The following is a 17602-nucleotide window of genomic DNA, read 5'->3' as shown; positions in this document are numbered from 1 at the left end:
CGGGCTCGTCACCTCCGACCGGGTGGGCCGAGCGGACGTTGCGGAGGAGTCCGGGACGCCGCGCCGGGACAGCCCGGTCAGCTGCTTCCCGTTCGGGCATCCCACCCGGGACCTCACCCTCGACGACAGCGTGAGGCCTCGGGGCACACCCGTGCCCTTGCGCGGCTGATCGGCCGCTTCCCGGAACTGGAACCCGCCGTACCGGAGACCGCCCCGCCCCACCACCCGGGCCGCGTCGGCAACAGCACGGGACTGCTCCCGGTACGGTTCCGCCCGTAGCCCCCGCAGTCGTACACCCCGCCACCCACGCGGCGGGTACGACCGCCGCCCCCGCTACAAATACCGGCACATATGATCGACGGGCCAAGAGCCGACCCACGTCCAGCCGCGCCACCGGGGGTGCCCCATCAGTTCCGTACGCATCCTGCTGCCCGAACAGCGCGGCGAGCTGCTGACCCGGTACGAGGACGGGACGGAGCTGCACCATCTGGTGTGGCGGCTCGGGCCGGGGTGGCGGGTGTGCGGCAGCGCCGTGCTCGGCGGCGGCATCGGCCCGCGCGACTGGCTGCTGAACGCACAGGTGCCCGGTGGCTACCCGCGCCTGGACCCCGACCGGCACCTCGCCGAGATCGCCGCCGCCGAGCACCTCACCGGGCCCGGTGCCGGTCTGATGACGGCCGCCGACGTCACCGCGTACACGGTCGCCGCCGAGGCGGGGGTGACGGCGACCGCCACCTGCGGACTCGGCGTACGCGGCTGGGCCGCCGCCCCGGCGGAGGGCACCGAGGGGCCTCCGCGCCCCGGCACCGTCAACATCGTCGTCACCGTCCCCGTGCCGCTCTCCGACGCCGCACTGGTCAACGCCGTCGCCACCGCCACCGAGGCCAAGGTCCAGGCACTCCTGGACGCGGGCCTGGACTGCTCGGGCACCCCCACGGACGCCGTCTGCATCGCCGCCCCGTCCCCCGGGCCGACGCCCGCGGAACCCTTCGCGGGACCGCGTTCCCTGTGGGGCGCGCGACTCGCCAGGGTCGTGCACGCTGCCGTCCTGGAGGGCGCGCTGCGGCAATCCTGAGAGACCACAGCGCCGCGATCCGACCCGGGCGCGGCCGTCGAAGGGAACCCCTCATGACATCGAGCACCGCGGACACCACCACCGGGGGCGCCACCGCGTACCGGCCGGTCGTCGCCGTTCTCGGCACCGGGATCATGGGATCGGGAATGGCCCGGAGCCTCCTGCGCGCCGGACTGGACGTCCGCGCCTGGAACCGTACGCAGTCCAGAGCGGCCCCGCTCGCCGCCGACGGCGCGGTGGTGACCGGGACGGCCGAGGAGGCCGTACGCGGCGCGGATGTCGTCGTCACCATGCTCAGTGACGGCCCCTCCGTGGCCGCCGCACTCGCCGCCGCGTCCGGGGGAGTGCACGCCGGTCAGGTCCTGCTCCAGAGCTCGACGGTCGGGATCGACGCCACCGCCGATCTCGCCCAGTGCGCCGCCGACCTCGGCCTGGTCTACCTCGACGCACCGGTCTCCGGCACCAGACAGCCCGCGGAACAAGGGGCGTTGACGGTCTTCGTCGCGGGCCCCTCCGCCGTCCGTGCGACGGTCGATCCGGTGCTGGACGCGATCGGGCAGCGCACGGTGTGGGTCGGCGAGGCCCCCGGAGCGGCCTCGCGGCTGAAGCTGGTGGTCAACACCTGGGTGATCACCATGGTCAACAACATCGCGGAATGCCTCAATCTCGCGGAAGGGCTGGGCATCGATCCGCAGTCGTTCCTCGACGTCATGAAGGGCGGCCCGCTGGACTCCGCCTATCTCCAGGGCAAGTCCGCCGCCGTCCTCTCCGGCGACCTCACCCCGAGCTTCACCCTTTCCACCGCGCTCAAGGACACCCGCCTCATCCTGGACGCGGCACAGTCGGCGGGGGTGCGACTGGACCTGGTCGCGGCGTCGGCCGACCGCTTCGTGCGGGCCGAGGCGGCGGGACACGGCGGCGAGGACATGATCGCCACCTACTACGCGGGCCGGGCCCCGGAGCAGGACGACGACTGACACTCCTGCGCGACCACCCGCCATCCGCCCCCGCGAATAGACCTCCAGTACGACCCCCGGGGCGGGGAAGGACAGTCGGCGACGATGCGTCAGGCAGGTCGGGCGTTGTACGGAACGGCCAGCAACTCCCGTACGAGCAGCCCGACCTGGTCCGTCTCGATCAGGAACCCGTCGTGACCATGGGGTGAACGAATCGTCCTGAGCCGATCCGCGCCCGGCAGCAGTGCCGCCAACTGCGCCTGTTGCGAGGGGAGATGGAGCCGGTCGGAGTCGACGCCCGCGATCAGGGCGGGCATCCGGGCGCGGCTCAGCGCCCGGGGGACGCCGCCGCGCCCGCGTCCGACGTCGTGCCCGTTCATCGACTCCGTCAGCGTGACATAGCTGCCGGCGTCGAAGCGGTGCACCAACTTGGCCGCGTGGTGGTCGAGATACGACTCCACCGCGTACCGCCCGCCGTGCCAGGGATGCTCTTCCGGCTGCGCCGTACCGCCGAACCGGGCCCCGAGTTCGGGCTCGCTTCGGTACGTCACATGAGCGATCCGGCGGGCCAGGCCGAGGCCCCGGTGCGGGCCCCCGCCCGGTGGCGCGTCGTGGTAGTGACCGCCCCGCCAGCCCGGGTCGGAGTGGATCGCGGAGGTCTGCAGCGACCCCCAGGCGATCTGCTCCGCCGACGATGCCGCGGGCGCCGCGAGCACCAGCAGTGCTCCGGTACGCTCCGGCCGGCTCACCGCCCACTCCAGCGCCCGCATGCCGCCCATCGACCCGCCGATCACCGCCGCCCAACTGTCGATGCCCAGCGCATCGGCCAACGCGGCCTCGGCGTCCACCTGGTCACGGATCGTCAGATGCGGGAAGTCGCCGCCCCAGCGCGGCCCCTCCGGACGGTGCGAGGACGGCCCCGTACTGCCCTGGCAGCCACCGAGCACATTGGGCGCGACGACGAACCAGCGCTCGGTGTCCAGCGCTTTCCCGGGGCCGACCAGTGCGTCCCACCAGCCGGCCGTGGGATGCCCGGGGCCCGCAGGTCCCGCCACATGGCTGTCGCCGGTGAGGGCGTGCAGCACCAGCACCGCGTTGGTGCCGTCCGGGGCCCGGCGGCCCCAGGTCTCGTAGGCCATGCGCACACCCGGCAGCACACCCCCCGCCTCCAACGGCAGCGGCCGCTCCAGCGTCACCCAGGAGCGGCGGCCGGGCGGGTCCTCCTCCCGCCGGCCTCCGGTGGCCGGCGGGAGGACGGGCGCGGGGGAAGGGGCCGTGCGGTTCAGGACGCCGCCTTCGCAGCCCGGAACCCGGTCTCCAGATCGGCCTTGAGGTCGGCCACGTTCTCCAGGCCCACCGAGAGACGTACCAGCCCCGCGGTCGCTCCGGTGGCGGCGAGCTGTTCCTCGGTCAGCTGGCTGTGCGTGGTCGACGCCGGGTGGATGATCAGGCTCCGCACGTCGCCGATGTTGGCGAGGTGGCTGAACAGTTCGACCGCGTCCACGAACCGCTTGCCCGCCTCGACCCCGTCCCGCAGTTCGAAGGCGAGCACGGCCCCGGCGCCGCGTGGCAGATAGCGGCGCCCCGCCTCGTACCACCGGCTCGACGCGAGACCGGCGTAGTGCACCGCCGACACCTCGTCGCGCTGCTCCAGCCACTCCGCCAGTGCCAGGGCATTGGCGGTGTGCCGTTCGAGCCGGAGGCTCAGCGTCTCCACGCCCTGGAGCAGCAGGAAGGCGGAGTGCGGCGAGAGGGCGGGGCCGAGGTCGCGCAGCAACTGGACACGGAGCTTCGCCGCGAAGGCCCCCGGCCCCAGGTCCGGCCAGTAGCGCAGCCCGTGGTAGCTCGGGTCGGGGGAGACGAAGTCCGGGAACCTCTCGGGGTGCGCGCCGAAGTCGAACGTCCCGCCGTCCACCACCACACCGCCGATGGTGGTGCCGTGCCCGCCGAGGAACTTCGTCGCCGAGTGCACGACGACGTCCGCGCCGTGCTCGATCGGACGCAGCAGGTACGGGGTGGGCACGGTGTTGTCGACGATCAGCGGCACCCCGGCCGCGTGCGCGGTGTCGGCGACCGCCCGGATGTCGAGCACGTCGCCGCGCGGGTTGCCCAGCGTCTCGGCGAACAGTGCCTTGGTGCGGGGACGGATGGCGGCGGCCCATGCCGCGGTGTCGTCCGGGTCGTCCACGAAGGACACCTCGATGCCGAACCGGGGGAGCGTGTGCCGCAACAGGTTGTACGTGCCGCCGTACAGCGAGGCGGAGGAGACGATGTGGTCCCCGGCGCCGGCCGACGTCAGCAGGGCGAGCGTCTCGGCCGCCTGACCGGAGGCGAGTGCCACGGCTGCGACTCCGCCCTCCAGGGCGGCGATCCGCTGTTCCAGCACGTCCTGGGTGGGGTTGTGGATCCGGGTGTAGATGTTGCCCGGCTCGGCGAGCGAGAACAGGTCCGCGGCGTGCCGGGTGTCCCGGAAGACGAAGGACGACGTCTGGTAGATCGGCACGGCCCGGGCGCCGGTGGCCGGATCGGGAACGGCTCCGGAGTGGATCTGCTTGGTCTCGAAGGACCAGGCGGGACCGGCGTCCTGCCGGTCCTGGTCCTCGGGGGTGTGGCCTGCGGTGACGGAGTCGACGGGCTGGGTCATGGTGTTCCTCGCACGGTGGTCTCCCGGGCCGCGGGGGCGCGGAAGTGTGTGAACGGATGTGTGTGGGCGGGTGTGTGGCTCGCCTCGTCCAGGTGGTCCCGGTCCCGGAAGAACACGACTTCGTGTTCCAGGACCGCGGCGCGGTCGCTGGAGACCACGGCGGGGTCGAGTCGGCGGCCTGGGCGGACACCGGAGATCACGGCGCCGGTGCGGCCGCTCGGTCTGCGGACAGTGGCAGCAGGTTCGGTGGACGAGGGCACGGAAGCGGAGGCACGGGAGGAGGAGGCCGGCTCCACGGCGGGTGCGGAGGTCGTGGCGGAGACCGTTCCGAGCGGAACGGTGCGGGGGTGTGCGCAGCCCGGCTGTCCGGCGCAGAGGCCGGACGCGGGTGCGGGAATCGTCGCTGCGGTGGCGCCGGTGCGGCTCAGCCGCTCAACGGAGCGGCGCGCAGCGGAAGCTGCGGCGACACGCGGCGGACGCGAGGCGTCCCAGATCGACGTGGCGCCGCGAGACGAGTACCGGAGTCGCGGGCATGGCGGTGAGCGTGTCAGCGGCTCCCGCAGGCGTCAACCGCACTGCCGTACGGTCGGCCGGGTCCGCCGGGGCCACGGGGAACCGGCCGTGCCACCGCCGCCCGCCCCTCGATTCCACCGCCGGACCGCCTCCGACCTGGGAACGGACCCTTCCTGCCCGGTGCGGCGGCACCGGAATTCACCCGCCCGTAATGTACGGCCGCGATGTGCGGCTGTGACGCACGGCCGCGACTCCGGGAACACTCACTCCTCGACGAGCATCCCGTTGCGGAGCTTCCGCAGAATTCTGCTGATCAGCCGCGACACATGCATCTGCGAGATGCCGAGTTCGGCGCCGATTCCGGCCTGGGTCATCTCCTGGCCGAAACGCATGTCGATGATGCGGCGCTCGCGTGCGTCGAGGCACCCCAGCAACGGCGCGAGCGTGTGCAGATTCTCGACCGTCTCCAGAGCGGGATCCGGGCCGCCCAGGACATCGGCGAAGGTGCGCCCCGGGGCGTGGCGCCGCCCCGCCTCCGAGGGATCGGCGGGCATGTCCAGCGAACCGGCCGCGTATCCGTTGGCCGCCACGATGCCCTCGGTGACCTCGTCCTCGCTCAGCCCCATCTGCTCGGCGAGCTCCGGGACCGTGGGGTCGCGGTCGAGCTCCGTGACCAGCGACTCCTTGGTCCTGGCGATGTCCACCCGCAACTCCTGGAGCCGGCGCGGGACATGCACGGCCCAGGTGGTGTCGCGGAAGAACCGTTTGATCTCCCCGGTGATGTACGGGACCGCGAAGGAGGTGAACTCGACCTCGCGGGAGAGGTCGAACCGGTCGATGGCCTTGATCAGCCCGATCGTGCCGACCTGGACGATGTCTTCCATGTCGCCGCCCCCGCCGCGGTGCCGGAAACGTCCAGCGGCGAACCGTACGAGGGAGAGGTTCATCTCGATGAGGGTGTTGCGCGCGTACTGGTGGGCGGCGGTTCCCTCCTCCAGTTCCTGGAGACGGCCGAAGAACAGCCTGGACAGTTCACGCGCGTCACAAGGGGCGACCCTGCCCGCGTCCTCGATCCACGGCAGCCCGCAGAGGTCCCCGGCCGGCACGTCCGCCGTTGCCGAGCGAGAGTCCTCCGCTCGCTCCGTACCGGCGGTCCGCGCAGTGTGCGCCGTCATCCCGTCACGCTCCCCAGGTCGTATCCCATGAGGTGTATGCCCATGCCCCAGGAGGGAATTCCCATGCGCGGGAGCGGGAGTTGATCACGTCACACGTCGGCGATTGGCCGGGAAACGTCGTGATCCGGCGTCATCCCGCGTCACATCCGGTATCCGAGCGGGCCGGGCGCGTACGGAACGCGGAACCGCCCCACCGGTACGGGGGAGCCCGGTGGGGCGGTCGCTCACCAGACTGCCACAGCCGAGGGGCAATGGGGACCGACCGGCGCATATCCAGCGGTAGTTGAGTTGAAATCGACGGTGTTCCGACGCCGATGTCTCAGGTTCGGGAGAAAGACGGCAACTTCGACCAGGAGCCGGCTTCATCGGCCCGTACGGGAATCGGATCGGGAACCTGCGCCGGTATCCGTACCCGTACCCGCGGCCGTATCCGTACCCGTGCCCGCAACCGCGTATCCGGCGGCGGCCCCACCGCCGAGCCGCGCGGCCGCGATGGCACGGCTGCGCGCCGCCGTGACGGCCCCCACCACCGGCATGGCCAGCACCGCGAGGACCACGGGCCCGTAACCGCCCTGCGACGACACGTCCATCACCGCCACCTCGCCCGCGGACAACGTGGTCCCCACCACGAAGCAACTCAGGCCACGGGCGGCGGCGGAGCCGAGCATGCGCGGGGGCGCGACGGCCAGTACGGCGCCCGTCACCAGGCCGACCGCCGCGCCGACGGCGAGGGAACCCAGTACGGCGACGAGTCCCGCCACAGGCTTCTCGAAGGTGCTTTCCAGCGGCTCCCCGGACAGCCCGGACAGCGCGATCGCCGCCCACAGCACCGCGCAGATCCCGCCCGGGATCGCCCCGGCCCGGAGGCCGAAGAGCAGCCCACGACGCATTACGGCGATCGACGTCCTCATGCGCATCTCCCCGACCATGACCCCTCCGCGCCCACCGTCCGCTGTCACCCGAGGGCCTGCCGCGGGCGACGCGCGGCAGTCGGGCCGCGACATCTTCGCAGGCCCGCCGATGCGGCCGGACAGCGCGTCCGTACGGACGGCTCGTCCGCGGGGACAGTGATCCGCTTCCGTACGGCACCCTCGAATCCTGTGACTTTTCTGTGGACCATCATGGGTGGACGGACGGCACGGCCGAGGGGGCACAGGTGATTTCCGAGCCGGAGATGGTGGACGAGTTCGGTGCGGCCGGGACGGGCGAGGTGGTGGGCGACTCCGACCGGGAACCCGCCCGGGAGCCCCGGCCGCCCCGTCCGTGGTGGTGGGCGCTGGGCGGAGCCGTGCTGGCCTCGGCCGTGTGGGCAGGCGCGTTGTACCTGCACCCGGTCGACGACCGGAAGCCGGAGATGCACGGCTACCGGCTGGACGAGGACCCGTGCCCGACCGTCCGCCTGAAGGCGCTGGGCGCGGCGATCTCGCCGAGGGAGTCCATGCCCGGGGCCGGTCCCGAGCTGCTGAACGACCCGGCCCTGGACCGGGCGAGGTGCTTCCTCTCCCTTCGGCCGACGCCCTGGAAAGGCGCGAAGAAGTCGGTCGGGAGCCGCTGGCACACCGGATACTCGGTCGGGGTCACCGTGGCCCTGCACAAGAGGACCGACCCCGCGGCCGAATTCGAGGCGATGCGTGGCGTGACCGAAACCACCATCGGTGACGAGGTGAAGGTCGAGAAGGTGCCGAACCTCGGCGACAGCGCGTACCTGCTGACGCAGGACAGCGGCAATGCGGAACTGCGGGTACTGGACGGCGGTGCGGTCCTCGCGCTGAGTCTCGACGCCTACACGACGTACGACGGTGACGGGAGCGAAAACCCGTCCGACGACGGTCCGGACGTCTCCGACCTCTCTCCGTACCAGTCCGCGATGATCAGCGACATGCGCGACCTGATGAAGAGCCTCGGACACTGACCTTTGAATCACCGGCCTCCGAATCACCGGCCTCCGAATCACCGGCCTACGGGACGTGCGGTGCCAGGTCGTGCGGGCGTCATTCGAATTCATTGCGGTCCGATGAACGCTCCACCCGCCGGGGAATACCTGCCCGGACCGGGGCCTTCCTGCTGGCGTGAGACCGACGGCCGCCCGGCCGCCGGTGCCGTCCAGGAGGAGAGAGGGAGCTCATGCCCAAGGCGTACGTGTTCACCCGCCACGGCGGACCGGAGGTGGAGACCCTCATCGAGCAGGACGTACCCGTGCCCGGCCCGGGCGAGCTGCTCGTGGCGGTCCGGGCGGCCGGGGTCAACCCGGTCGACTGGAAGCTGCGCACGGGATACATCAGGCCCGGCAGCGAGCTCCAGCCCTTCCCCACCGTCTTCGGCAGCGAGGCCGCCGGAGTCGTCGAGGGCGTCGGCCCGGACGTCGAAGGGTTCGCGATCGGGGACGAGGTCTTCGGCAACCCGGTGACCGGCGGGTACGCCGAGTACACGCTGCTGCCCGTCGCCGTGACCGCGCACAAGCCGGACGGGCTGTCGTTCACCGACGCGGCGGTACTCCCGGTCGCCGCGGCCACCGCGTACGACGGCGTGCGCCAGCTCGGCCTCGCCCCCGGATCAACCCTGCTGGTCACCGGCGCCGGTGGTGGTGTCGGAGCCGCGGCGGTACAGCTCGCCCGGCATGCGGGCATCCGGGTCGTCGGCGTCGCCGGCGCGGCCAAGAAGGACTTCGTCGAGTCGCTGGGCGCGGTGCACATCGCGTCCGGTCCCGGACTCGCCGACCGGGTGCGGGCGGTGGCCCCCGAGGGCCCGGACGCGGTCTTCGACCTGGTCGGCGGTGACACGCTGAGGGCCGTGGCCCCGCTGCTCGCGGACCCGGCCGCGCTGATCAGCGCCGGGGACAAGCCACTGGCCGTGGAGCTCGGCGGGGCGGCCGTCGAGCGGGCCCGCAACGCGGCGGTCCTCGACGAGGTGGCGAGGCTCGCCGCCACCGGCGCCCTGCGCACCCATGTGAACCGGGCCTTCCCTCTCACCGGGGCGGGAGACGCCCTGCGTGCGGTGGAGAGCGGCCACACCCTCGGCAAGATCGTGATCGAGGTCGTCGCGTGAGCGCGCCGGATCCCACCGGTGAGCCGCACCCGCTGGACAACCCGGTCCGTGCCGCGCTGACCGGCCCGCACGCCCGTTTCGCCGAGCGCCGCGGCCGAATCCTGCGGTACCGGGCGGACGTGGCGCCGTGGGCCGCGGTCCCGGACGACCCACGGGCCCAGGACTGGGACGACGCGGCGGCGCTCGTCGGACCCGGTGGCGTCATTGCCATCACCGCCTTCCGTGAGCCGCCGCCCGCCGACTGGGAGACCGTCTTCCGGGCCGAGGGCGTCCAGCTGGTCGACGCCGGGGTCGCGGCGGCGCCCTTTCCCGGGGCCGTACGGCTCGGACCCGCCGATGTGCCCGAGATGCTCGAACTGGTCGGCCGCACCCGGCCGGGGCCGTTCCTGCCCGGCACCGTCGAGCTCGGCACCTACCTCGGCGTACGGCGGGAGGGGGTGCTGGTCGCGATGGCCGGCGAACGGCTGCACCTGCCGGGCTGGTCCGAGATCAGCGCCGTCTGCACGGACGAGTCCGTACGCGGCCAGGGGCTCGGCACCGGACTGGTGCGCGCCGTCGCCCACGAGATCAGGCAGCGCGGCGAGACGCCGTTCCTGCACGCCGCCGCCTCCAACACCGATGCCGTCCGGCTCTACGAGTCCCTGGGATTCGTGCTCCGCCGCCGGACGTCCTTCCTCTCGGCGCTCGCCCCGAAGCCGCCGGCGGCGCGCCCGCCGGGTCCGGGCGGCATCCGCGAGGCGCGCGCGACCGCAGCACACTGACCCCGGCACCGCGCTCCGGCGCGGGACCTTCGGCCCGCACAGCCGGGCCGAAGGTCCCCGTCCGCCCCGCACAGGGGACCTTCGGCCGTGCCCCTCGGGCCGTAAGCCTCGTGTTCCGCCCCCGGCGAACCGGGTGGACTGGTACCGGACGCCGGCACCGGGTCGGCCGACGGCGGGAGGAGCCGGCCGTGGCGATGGGGCTTCAGCGCCGACCTGCGACGCGTGGAGCGACGCTTGCGGACACCACGGACCCGGGGGAGGCGGCCGTGGGCAGGCAGCGGGTCGGGAACCCGGCGCTGTTCGGCGGGCTGGCACTGCTGACCGCACTGGTCGGCCTCCTGGACTTCCGGACCGGGGAGGACCTGCACGTCATCCCGCTGCTGGTGGTCATCCCCGCCCTCGTCTCCGTCTTCGGAACGGTCCGGCAGACCATCGGCGTGGCCAGCTGGATCACGGTCGTCGTCGCCTGCTCACGGATGGTGGACGGCGGAACCTTCTGGGACACCGCGACCAGCGTCGCCTTCACCGTGCTGGCCTGCTTCCTGGGTGTCGGCGCCTGCGTGCTGCGGATCCGCCACGCCACCCAGATCGCCCGGCTGCGCTCCGCGGCCGGAGCGCTCCAGCGCCAGATCCTGCGCCCGCTGCCCATCCTGACCGACCAGGTCCTCACCCATGGCATCTACACCCCGATCGAGGAGGACCGCCTGGTCGGCGGCGACATCTACGAGGTCGTCGAGTCGCCCTACGGAACCCGGGTGATCATCGGGGACGTCCAGGGCAAGGGGCTCGCCGCGATCGGCGTGGGCTTCGCCGTGCTCGGCGCGTTCCGGGAAGCGGCCATCCGGGAGCCCGACCTGGCCGGGGTGGTCGACGCCCTGGAGGACGCGGTCGCCCGGCACAACGCCTTCTCTGCCCAGACCGGCGAGATCGAACGCTTCGTCACCGCCCTGGTGCTCGGCTTCGACGGCCGCGACCGGGTGCAGGCAGTCAACTGCGGCCACCTGTCGCCCCGGCTGCTGCACCGGGGAGTGGTCCGCGCACTCCCGCTGCGCCGCACCTCCGTCCCGCTGGGCATGGCGGAACTCAGCCCCGAGGCGCGGGGCGCGGAACCGCTGGACGTCCCGGCCGACGCCACGCTCCTGCTCTGCACCGACGGGGTGACCGAGGCCCGTGACCCGTCCGGCGCCTTCTACCCGCTGGACGCCCGGCTGAGCCGCTGGGCGGAGCTGGGGCAGGTCGAGCTCCTGGAGGCGCTCCACGCGGACCTGGAGGCGTTCTCCGGCGGCGTACGACGTGACGACATCGCCGTACTCGCACTGCGCCGGGCCCCGGACGGCACCCCGCCCCGGACCGGGCCGACGGACCACGGCGCCCGCCGGGCGGCCGTGGCGTTCAGCGGCCGGTAGCCGGGCGGCGGGAACGACCCCGACGGCCATCGAATGTCCCGACGAGACTCATGTCGCGTCGGGACATTTTCAGGTGTACGGTGCACTTATGGATCCGGAACGGAAGACCCCGGAGCGGCGGAGCCGCAAGGCCCGCAGAACCCGGGACACACTGGCGCAGGCCGCGTTCGAGCTCGTACTCGACCGGGGTCTGCGGAATGTGACGGTCGAGGAGATCGCGGAACGCGCGGACGTCGACCGGCGCACCTTCAGCCGGTACTTCACGAGCAAGGAAGCCGCGGTCCTGGACTCGCTCCGGGGCGACGGCGACCGGATCAACGACGCCCTGCGGGCCCGCCCCGCCGACGAGCCCCCGCTCACGGCCTACCGCCGGGCCGTCCTGGACTGGATCGAGGACCCCGGAGCGCAGGCCTGGCACCGGCGCGAGCGGATCTTCGACCTGCTGGTCCTCGCCGAACAGGAACCGACCCTCTACGCGGCGTTCCACCACATCCGGGTGGACGCCCAGGAGGACTCGGTCGCCATCGTCGCGGACCGGCTCGGGGTCGACCCGCGACGGGACATCCGCCCCGCCGTCACGGTCGCCGCTGGCGCCGGGGCACTCCTGGCGGCCCAGGCCGCCTGGGTACGCGCCGGGCAACCGGACGACCTGCCCCGACTGATCGGGCAGGCCTTCGACGCCCTCGCCGGGGAACTGCTCGCGCAGCCCCCCCGCCGGGCGGGCGCCGCACAGCACCACGGAAGGAAGCACGGAATCATGAGCACCACCCCCACCCCCGCCGACCGGGAGTTCGCCGGCAGGACCGCCCTCGTCACCGGCGGCGCCTCCGGCATCGGACTGGCCCTGGCCCACCGGCTGGCCGCCGGCGGCGCGTCTGTCGTCGTCGCCGACTACGACGAGGCCGGTGCCCGCAAGGCGGTCGCCGAACTGCAGAGCGCCGGCGCCGAGGCCGCCGCGGTCGCCATGGACGTGACCGACCCCGCCTCCGTCGAAGCGGGCGTGCAGTTCGCCGTCGACACCTTCGGCGCCCTGCACCTCGCCGTCAACAACGCGGGCATCGGCGGCCCCAGCAACCCCACCGGTGAGTACGGCATCGACGACTGGAACCGGGTCGTCGCCACCAACCTCAGCGGCGTCTTCTACTCGATGCGCTACGAGCTTCCCGCCATCGTCGCGGCCGGCGGCGGCGCCGTCGTCAACATGTCGTCGATCCTCGGCACCAACGGCTTCGCTGGATCGCCCGCCTACGTGGCCGCCAAGCACGGCGTCGTCGGCCTCACCAAGACGGCGGCCCTCGAATACGCGGCCCAAAACGTCCGCGTCAACGCCGTCGGCCCCGGCTTCATCGACACCCCGCTGCTGCGCAACACCGACAGCGTGGCCCGTGACCACCTGATCTCGCTGCACCCGGCCGGACGCCTCGGCAAGGCGGAGGAAGTGGCCGAACTCGCCGCCTTCCTGCTCTCCGACCGCGCCTCCTTCATCCACGGCAGCTACCACCTGGTGGACGGCGGCTACTCCGCCCCCTGAGCGGCGGACGGGGGCAACGGGGGCGAGCAATGGAACAGAGAACGTGAGGAGAATTCCATGAAGGCCGTTCAGTACCGCACCGTGGGCGCGGCGCCCGAGGTCGTCACCGTGCCCGACCCCGAGCCCGGCCCTGGCCAGGTGAAGCTGAAGGTCACCGCCGCGGGCGTCTGTCACTCCGACATCGCCGTGATGAGCTGGCCGGCGGAGCAGATCCCCTTCCCGCTGCCGCTCACCCTCGGCCACGAGGGTGTGGGCACCGTCGCCGCCCTCGGTGACGGAGTGAGCGGACTCACGGTCGGCGAGTCCGTCGCGGTCTACGGCCCCTGGGGCTGCGGCACCTGCGTCAAGTGCGCCGAGGGCAAGGAGAACTACTGCCTGCGCGCCAAGGAGCTCGGCATCGCCCCGCCCGGACTCGGCGCCCCCGGCGCCATGGCCGAGTACATGATCGTCGACGACCCGCGCCACCTGGTGCCCCTCGGCGACCTCGACCCGGTGCAGGCCGTGCCGCTCACCGACGCGGGCCTTACCCCGTACCACGCGATCAAGCGTTCACTGCCCAAGCTGGTGCCGGGCGCCACCGCCGTCGTCATCGGCACCGGCGGCCTGGGCCACGTCGCGATCCAGCTGCTGCGCGCCATGACGGCCGTCCGCGTCATCGCCCTCGACGTGGCCGAGGACAAGCTCGCCCTCGCCCGGGCCGTCGGCGCGCACGAGACCGTGCTGTCCGACAAGGACGCGGCGGCAAGGATCCGCGAACTCACCGGAGGGATCGGCGCACAGGTCGTCCTCGACTTCGTCGGGGCGCCGCCCACCGTCGCCACCGCCGGGGCCGCGGCCGCAGTCGACTCCGACGTCACGATCGTCGGCCTCGGCGGCGGTGCGCTGCCGGTCGGCTTCGGCTCGCTGCCGTACAACACGACGGTGACCGCCCCGTACTGGGGGTCGCGCTCCGAGCTCGCCGAGGTGCTCGACCTCGCCCGCGCCGGAGCGGTCGAGGTCCACGTGGAGACGTACTCGCTGGACGAGGCGCCGCTGGCGTACGAGCGGCTGCACCACGGCAAGATCAACGGCCGCGCGGTCATCCTCCCCAACGGCTGACCGGCCGGGAGCCCCCTTCTCATCCACGGCCGTGCGGGCCGTCGCACGGTGCGGCGGCCCGCATCGTCATACCCGCGACCGATGCGCGGAGCGCCACTCGCCGGGGAGACTGGGCGGATGGAATTCGTCGCGCTGATGACGCTGCCCGGACTCGTGATCGGGCTGACCGCGGTCGCCCTTCTCGACCAGCTGATGCTGCGCGCCGGCCGGGCCGGCCTGCTGCCGTGGCGCAACGGCGCACGGCAGGGCCAGGTCTCGGCGACGGGATTCGAGCAGCTGCACGCGAGCTTCTCGCCGGGCAAGCAGAGCGAGCTCAGGGAGCGCCGGAGCGCCCTGCTGATGCGCGACGACGAGGAGGACGGCGCCCCGCCCCACCGCTCCACCGTCGACCTCGAAGGCGGCCGCGCCGTCATCCGCCTCCCCGGTGGCGCCACCCGTTGAGGGGCACCGGCCCCGGAACGTCCCGCCTCACCGGGTCGCCACCAGAGGCCGCAGCGCAGTGCCGCGCAGCCGGACCACCGCCGGGGCGCAGCGCCGTGCCGCCACCGTGAGCAGCCAGGCGACGAGCGCACCGGTCAGCAGCCCGACCAGCACATCGTGCGGATAGTGCACACCGATCCACACCCGGGACGCGGCCATCAGCACGGCGGCGGGCACCGCGATCGCCCCGGGCCTGCGGTCGGTCAGCCAGATCGCCGTGGCCGCGGCCGCCGCGATGGCGGCGTGGTTGCTGGGGAAGGACCAGTCACCGAGCGCCGGGCACGCCTCCACCGTGACGACATGGAGGGTCTGGCACGGCCGCTGCTCGTGGAAGAGCGATTTCACCAGGTCATTGGCGAGATACGCGGCCACCACGACGAGCGGGGCGCAGAGCGCCATGGCGGTGCGGGCGGGACCGCGGGAGCGGGAGCGCCACCAGGACGCGAGCATCAGCGCGGCGAACAGAAGGAGCCCGTAGTCCGACCAGATCCGGACGGCGGAGTCCACGGCGCCGGGGGAGCGCTGCGCCAGCTCGGTGATCCAGGTGTACAGAGCACCGTCGGTCGAGGCGGCGGCGGAGGCGAGGAGCATCAGCTGTTCTCTCCTTCGGGGGTGCGACGGCCCCGGGAGCGGAGCAGTTCGGCGGCGAGCGGGACGAGGGAGACCACGACCACGAGGGCGACGATCGGCAGCAGATAGCGGTCGACATTCGGCACCGAGGACCCCAGCGCGTACCCCGCGAGGACCAGTCCGACGGTCCAGACCACCCCGCCGACGGCCTGCCAGAGCGTGAACACCCGGGCCGGGACGCCGAGGGCCCCGGCCAGCGGGTTGAGCACCGTACGCACGACGGGTACGAAGCGGGCCAGCACGATCGCCCGCGCGTGTCCGTATCTCCCGAGGAGCTCCTCGGCGCGGGCGGCGCCCTCGTGAAGGCGTCGGGAACGGCTGCGGGCGAGCAGGGCCCGTCCGCCCCGTTCACCGATCCAGTAGCCCGCCTGGGCGCCCAGCAGTGCGCCGGCGACGGCCGCGACCAGTACCTGCGGCAATGACAGCCGCACCGGACCATGGGCACCGGACACACAGAGCAGGCCCGCCGTGAACAGCAGTGAATCGCCGGGAAGGAAGAAGCCGACGAGCAGTCCCGTCTCGGCGAAGAGCACGACGGCGATGCCGAGCGCGCCGAACGCTCCGAGCAGTGACCCCGCGTCCAGCAGGTTCACCGCCTGTGGCGCGGACGCCAGTGAGAATACGGACACGGTGGAAGGTCTCCCATAATGGTGAGCGGGCGGCCCCGTGGAGCGCCCGGACTGACTACAGTGATGTAGACGGTCTACATCACTGTAGACGCCCGAAGGGGGAGGAGAGTTCCCATGTCCCAGGTGAAGGGGATATCGAGCGGCGACCCCGGCCCCCGCCCGCACGGCGAACCCGCATCCGGGCTGGCGCCGGAAGCGCCCCCGCATGACCCGTCACCACACCCCGCCGCCGCACCGGACCGCCGGCCCGCCGGTGAGCTGGAGTCCACGATCCTGGCGGCGCTCTGGGCCGCCGGAACACCGCTCACCCCCGGCCAGGTCCAGGGCGCGATCGGCGCGGAACTCGCCCGCACCACGGTCACCACGATCCTGTCGCGCCTGTACGAGAAGGGTGCGGTCGACCCCACCCGCGCCGGCCGCGGATTCGCCTACACGCCCACCGAGGACGAGCCCGGACTGACCGCCCGCCGCATGCACAGCGAGCTGCGGAAGCAGGAGGACCGCAGCACCGTTCTGGCCCGCTTCGTCTCCCAGCTCACCGACGAGGACGAGCGACTGCTCCGGGATCTGCTCGACGGCGAGACCTCATGAACCGGGCGGACCGTACGAGCCGGGCAGACCGGGGGGAGATCTCATGAACCGGGCAGACCGCGGGGAGATCTTGTGAACGACGCAGGACCGCGGGGAAACCCGCTTAACCACGCCGAGTGCGGGGAGGCCCCATGATCTACGCCGTGTGGGTGCCGCTGCTGATGCCGTTCCTGGCGGTGCCTGCGGCCCGCCGTCTGGCGGACGCGCTGTCGCCGGTGCGTGCCGTACGACTGCTCGCTGCGACCGGCGCCGGCCTCGCCCTGTGCAGCCTCCTCGCCCTGGCCCTGCTGGTGGTGCCCGGCGCGACCAGGTTCTCCGTGGTCTCCGCCCTGGGCGAGCTGGTCAGGCCGCTCTCCGACGCGGTCCCGGCTGCCACCGTGCCGCTGGCCGCCGCCGCACTGGCCCTCCTGACGGGCTGCGCGGTCGCCGTCGCCCGCGCCGCCCGCCGCCACTGGGCGGAGCTGCGCAGGGCCGGACGGCTCGAAGGGCACGCCGGCGGTGAACTGGCCGTACTGCGCGACAGCCGCCCCGACGCCTACGCACTGCCCGGCCGCCCCGGCACTCCCGGCCGGATCGTCGTCACCACGGGAATGCTGCGCGCCCTCGACCCCGCCGAACGCGATGCGCTGCTGGCGCACGAACGCGCCCATCTCGTCGGCCGTCACCACCTGTTCATCGCCGCGATCGAAGCGGCGGCACTTTGTCACCCGGCGCTGCGTACCCTGCGCGCCCCGATGGGCTACGCCCTGGAACGCTGCGCCGACGAGGCGGCCGCCGACGCGGTCGGCGACCGGCGGATCGCCGCCCGGGCCATCGGCCGGGCCGCCCTCGCCGCACGCGCAGCCGAAGGCACCCCGCAACCCCGCCCACGAGTGGCGCTCGCCGCCGCTGCCGGGCCCGTCCCGCGCCGAGTCGCCGCCCTGCTCGGCCGGAACGCGGCACGGCCCCGGGTCGGCCGTGCCGCCGCGGCGGCGCTGCTGGCCTGCCTGGTCGCCTCCGGAGCCGCCGCGCTCGACGCGACCAGCGATCTGCACAGCAGCATCGAGGCGGCGCAGGGCGAGAACGCAC

At 73.1% G+C, this 17602-nt stretch carries 18 protein-coding genes and 1 pseudogene; 12 read left to right on the top strand and 7 right to left on the bottom strand.

The genetic code is table 11. The features are described from left to right. The first annotated feature begins 490 nt into the window (after positions 1–490). Together AADR41_RS19375 and AADR41_RS19370 are read left to right on the top strand one after the other, a co-directional pair. Positions 491–1075, top strand: a complete 585-nt coding sequence (locus AADR41_RS19375; RefSeq protein WP_446751074.1) for an adenosylcobinamide amidohydrolase — start codon at positions 491–493, stop codon at positions 1073–1075. 53 nt (positions 1076–1128) lie between these two features. Then, complete coding sequence (locus AADR41_RS19370) at positions 1129–2052, top strand: NAD(P)-dependent oxidoreductase (protein ID WP_342282672.1); 924 nt, start codon at positions 1129–1131, stop codon at positions 2050–2052. Positions 2053–2141: 89 nt separating this feature from the next. Here the strand turns inward: AADR41_RS19370 and metX are convergent, their stop codons facing one another. The 5 genes from metX to AADR41_RS19350 all read right to left on the bottom strand — a co-directional run bounded on the left by metX (position 2142) and on the right by AADR41_RS19350 (position 7274). Continuing rightward, entirely contained in the window at positions 2142–3317 is a 1176-nt protein-coding gene (metX, locus tag AADR41_RS19365; RefSeq protein ID WP_342282698.1) for a homoserine O-acetyltransferase MetX, read from the bottom strand. Beyond that, positions 3314–4675 carry a bifunctional o-acetylhomoserine/o-acetylserine sulfhydrylase gene (locus AADR41_RS19360; protein ID WP_342282671.1) on the bottom strand — a complete coding sequence of 454 codons (1362 nt, stop codon included), beginning with the start codon at positions 4673–4675 and terminating at the stop codon, positions 3314–3316. Before AADR41_RS19360 ends, metX begins: the two co-directional genes overlap by 4 nt. Positions 4676–5107: 432 nt before the next feature. Next, positions 5108–5209: a putative leader peptide gene (locus AADR41_RS42925; RefSeq protein ID WP_323180472.1), complete on the bottom strand. Its 102-nt coding sequence runs from the start codon at positions 5207–5209 to the stop codon at positions 5108–5110. A gap of 242 nt (positions 5210–5451) precedes the next feature. After that, on the bottom strand, positions 5452–6363 hold the full coding sequence (locus tag AADR41_RS19355) for a SigB/SigF/SigG family RNA polymerase sigma factor (RefSeq protein ID WP_342282670.1): 912 nt from the start codon (positions 6361–6363) through the stop codon (positions 5452–5454). A 362-nt stretch (positions 6364–6725) separates the two neighbouring features. Continuing rightward, positions 6726–7274, bottom strand: a complete 549-nt coding sequence (locus tag AADR41_RS19350) for a hypothetical protein (RefSeq protein ID WP_342282669.1) — start codon at positions 7272–7274, stop codon at positions 6726–6728. Positions 7275–7519: 245 nt separating this feature from the next. Between AADR41_RS19350 and AADR41_RS19345 the strand changes: the two genes are divergently transcribed. The 8 genes and pseudogenes from AADR41_RS19345 to AADR41_RS19310 all read left to right on the top strand — a co-directional run bounded on the left by AADR41_RS19345 (position 7520) and on the right by AADR41_RS19310 (position 14645). Continuing rightward, entirely contained in the window at positions 7520–8275 is a 756-nt protein-coding gene (locus AADR41_RS19345) for a hypothetical protein (RefSeq protein WP_342282668.1), read from the top strand. 212 nt (positions 8276–8487) lie between these two features. Further along, positions 8488–9408: an NADP-dependent oxidoreductase gene (locus AADR41_RS19340; protein ID WP_342282667.1), complete on the top strand. Its 921-nt coding sequence runs from the start codon at positions 8488–8490 to the stop codon at positions 9406–9408. Beyond that, on the top strand, positions 9405–10169 hold the full coding sequence (locus AADR41_RS19335; protein ID WP_342282666.1) for a GNAT family N-acetyltransferase: 765 nt from the start codon (positions 9405–9407) through the stop codon (positions 10167–10169). Before AADR41_RS19340 ends, AADR41_RS19335 begins: the two co-directional genes overlap by 4 nt. Positions 10170–10357: 188 nt before the next feature. Beyond that, a complete protein-coding gene (locus tag AADR41_RS19330; protein WP_446751073.1) occupies positions 10358–11575 on the top strand; it encodes a PP2C family protein-serine/threonine phosphatase in 1218 nt (405 codons plus the stop codon). A gap of 88 nt (positions 11576–11663) precedes the next feature. Continuing rightward, positions 11664–12287 (top strand): annotated as a pseudogene (locus AADR41_RS19325) (TetR family transcriptional regulator); the annotation flags it as partial. Between the two features lie 45 nt (positions 12288–12332). Beyond that, a complete protein-coding gene (locus tag AADR41_RS19320) occupies positions 12333–13106 on the top strand; it encodes an SDR family NAD(P)-dependent oxidoreductase (protein WP_342282696.1) in 774 nt (257 codons plus the stop codon). 57 nt (positions 13107–13163) lie between these two features. Next, complete coding sequence (locus AADR41_RS19315) at positions 13164–14204, top strand: NAD(P)-dependent alcohol dehydrogenase (RefSeq protein WP_342282665.1); 1041 nt, start codon at positions 13164–13166, stop codon at positions 14202–14204. A gap of 117 nt (positions 14205–14321) precedes the next feature. Beyond that, the gene (locus AADR41_RS19310) at positions 14322–14645 is read left to right on the top strand and encodes a DUF6191 domain-containing protein (RefSeq protein ID WP_342282664.1); all 324 of its coding nucleotides are present in this window, start codon (positions 14322–14324) and stop codon (positions 14643–14645) included. A 27-nt stretch (positions 14646–14672) separates the two neighbouring features. On the opposite strand, the gene AADR41_RS19305 is transcribed toward AADR41_RS19310, so the two are convergent. Both AADR41_RS19305 and AADR41_RS19300 read right to left on the bottom strand, forming a co-directional pair. Next, the gene (locus AADR41_RS19305; RefSeq protein WP_342282663.1) at positions 14673–15275 is read right to left on the bottom strand and encodes a phosphatase PAP2 family protein; all 603 of its coding nucleotides are present in this window, start codon (positions 15273–15275) and stop codon (positions 14673–14675) included. Next, a complete protein-coding gene (locus AADR41_RS19300) occupies positions 15275–15943 on the bottom strand; it encodes a DedA family protein (RefSeq protein ID WP_342282662.1) in 669 nt (222 codons plus the stop codon). The genes AADR41_RS19305 and AADR41_RS19300 overlap by 1 nt, the downstream gene beginning before the upstream one ends. 183 nt (positions 15944–16126) lie before the next feature. Between AADR41_RS19300 and AADR41_RS19295 the strand changes: the two genes are divergently transcribed. After that, a complete protein-coding gene (locus AADR41_RS19295) occupies positions 16127–16534 on the top strand; it encodes a BlaI/MecI/CopY family transcriptional regulator (protein ID WP_342282695.1) in 408 nt (135 codons plus the stop codon). Between the two features lie 131 nt (positions 16535–16665). Further along, a partial coding sequence (locus AADR41_RS19290) for a M56 family metallopeptidase (RefSeq protein ID WP_342282661.1) occupies positions 16666–17602 on the top strand: 937 nt, incomplete at its 3' end.

Source organism: Streptomyces sp. CLV115 (assembly GCF_038448545.1).
Taxonomy (GTDB): domain Bacteria; phylum Actinomycetota; class Actinomycetes; order Streptomycetales; family Streptomycetaceae; genus Streptomyces; species Streptomyces sanglieri.
This window is presented reverse-complemented; position numbering and strand designations above follow the sequence as displayed.

Excerpts from the sequence above, each read along its gene's own strand:
- AADR41_RS19370 (WP_342282672.1), top strand. The coding sequence starts at position 1,129 with ATGACATCGAGCACCGCGGACACCACCACCGGGGGCGCCACCGCGTAC.
- AADR41_RS19355 (WP_342282670.1), bottom strand. The coding sequence starts at position 6,363 with ATGACGGCGCACACTGCGCGGACCGCCGGTACGGAGCGAGCGGAGGAC.
- AADR41_RS19340 (WP_342282667.1), top strand. The coding sequence starts at position 8,488 with ATGCCCAAGGCGTACGTGTTCACCCGCCACGGCGGACCGGAGGTGGAG.
- AADR41_RS19315 (WP_342282665.1), top strand. The coding sequence starts at position 13,164 with ATGAAGGCCGTTCAGTACCGCACCGTGGGCGCGGCGCCCGAGGTCGTC.
- AADR41_RS42925 (WP_323180472.1), bottom strand. The coding sequence starts at position 5,209 with ATGCCCGCGACTCCGGTACTCGTCTCGCGGCGCCACGTCGATCTGGGA.
- AADR41_RS19320 (WP_342282696.1), top strand. The coding sequence starts at position 12,333 with ATGAGCACCACCCCCACCCCCGCCGACCGGGAGTTCGCCGGCAGGACC.
- AADR41_RS19360 (WP_342282671.1), bottom strand. The coding sequence starts at position 4,675 with ATGACCCAGCCCGTCGACTCCGTCACCGCAGGCCACACCCCCGAGGAC.
- AADR41_RS19350 (WP_342282669.1), bottom strand. The coding sequence starts at position 7,274 with ATGAGGACGTCGATCGCCGTAATGCGTCGTGGGCTGCTCTTCGGCCTC.
- AADR41_RS19310 (WP_342282664.1), top strand. The coding sequence starts at position 14,322 with ATGGAATTCGTCGCGCTGATGACGCTGCCCGGACTCGTGATCGGGCTG.
- AADR41_RS19305 (WP_342282663.1), bottom strand. The coding sequence starts at position 15,275 with ATGCTCCTCGCCTCCGCCGCCGCCTCGACCGACGGTGCTCTGTACACC.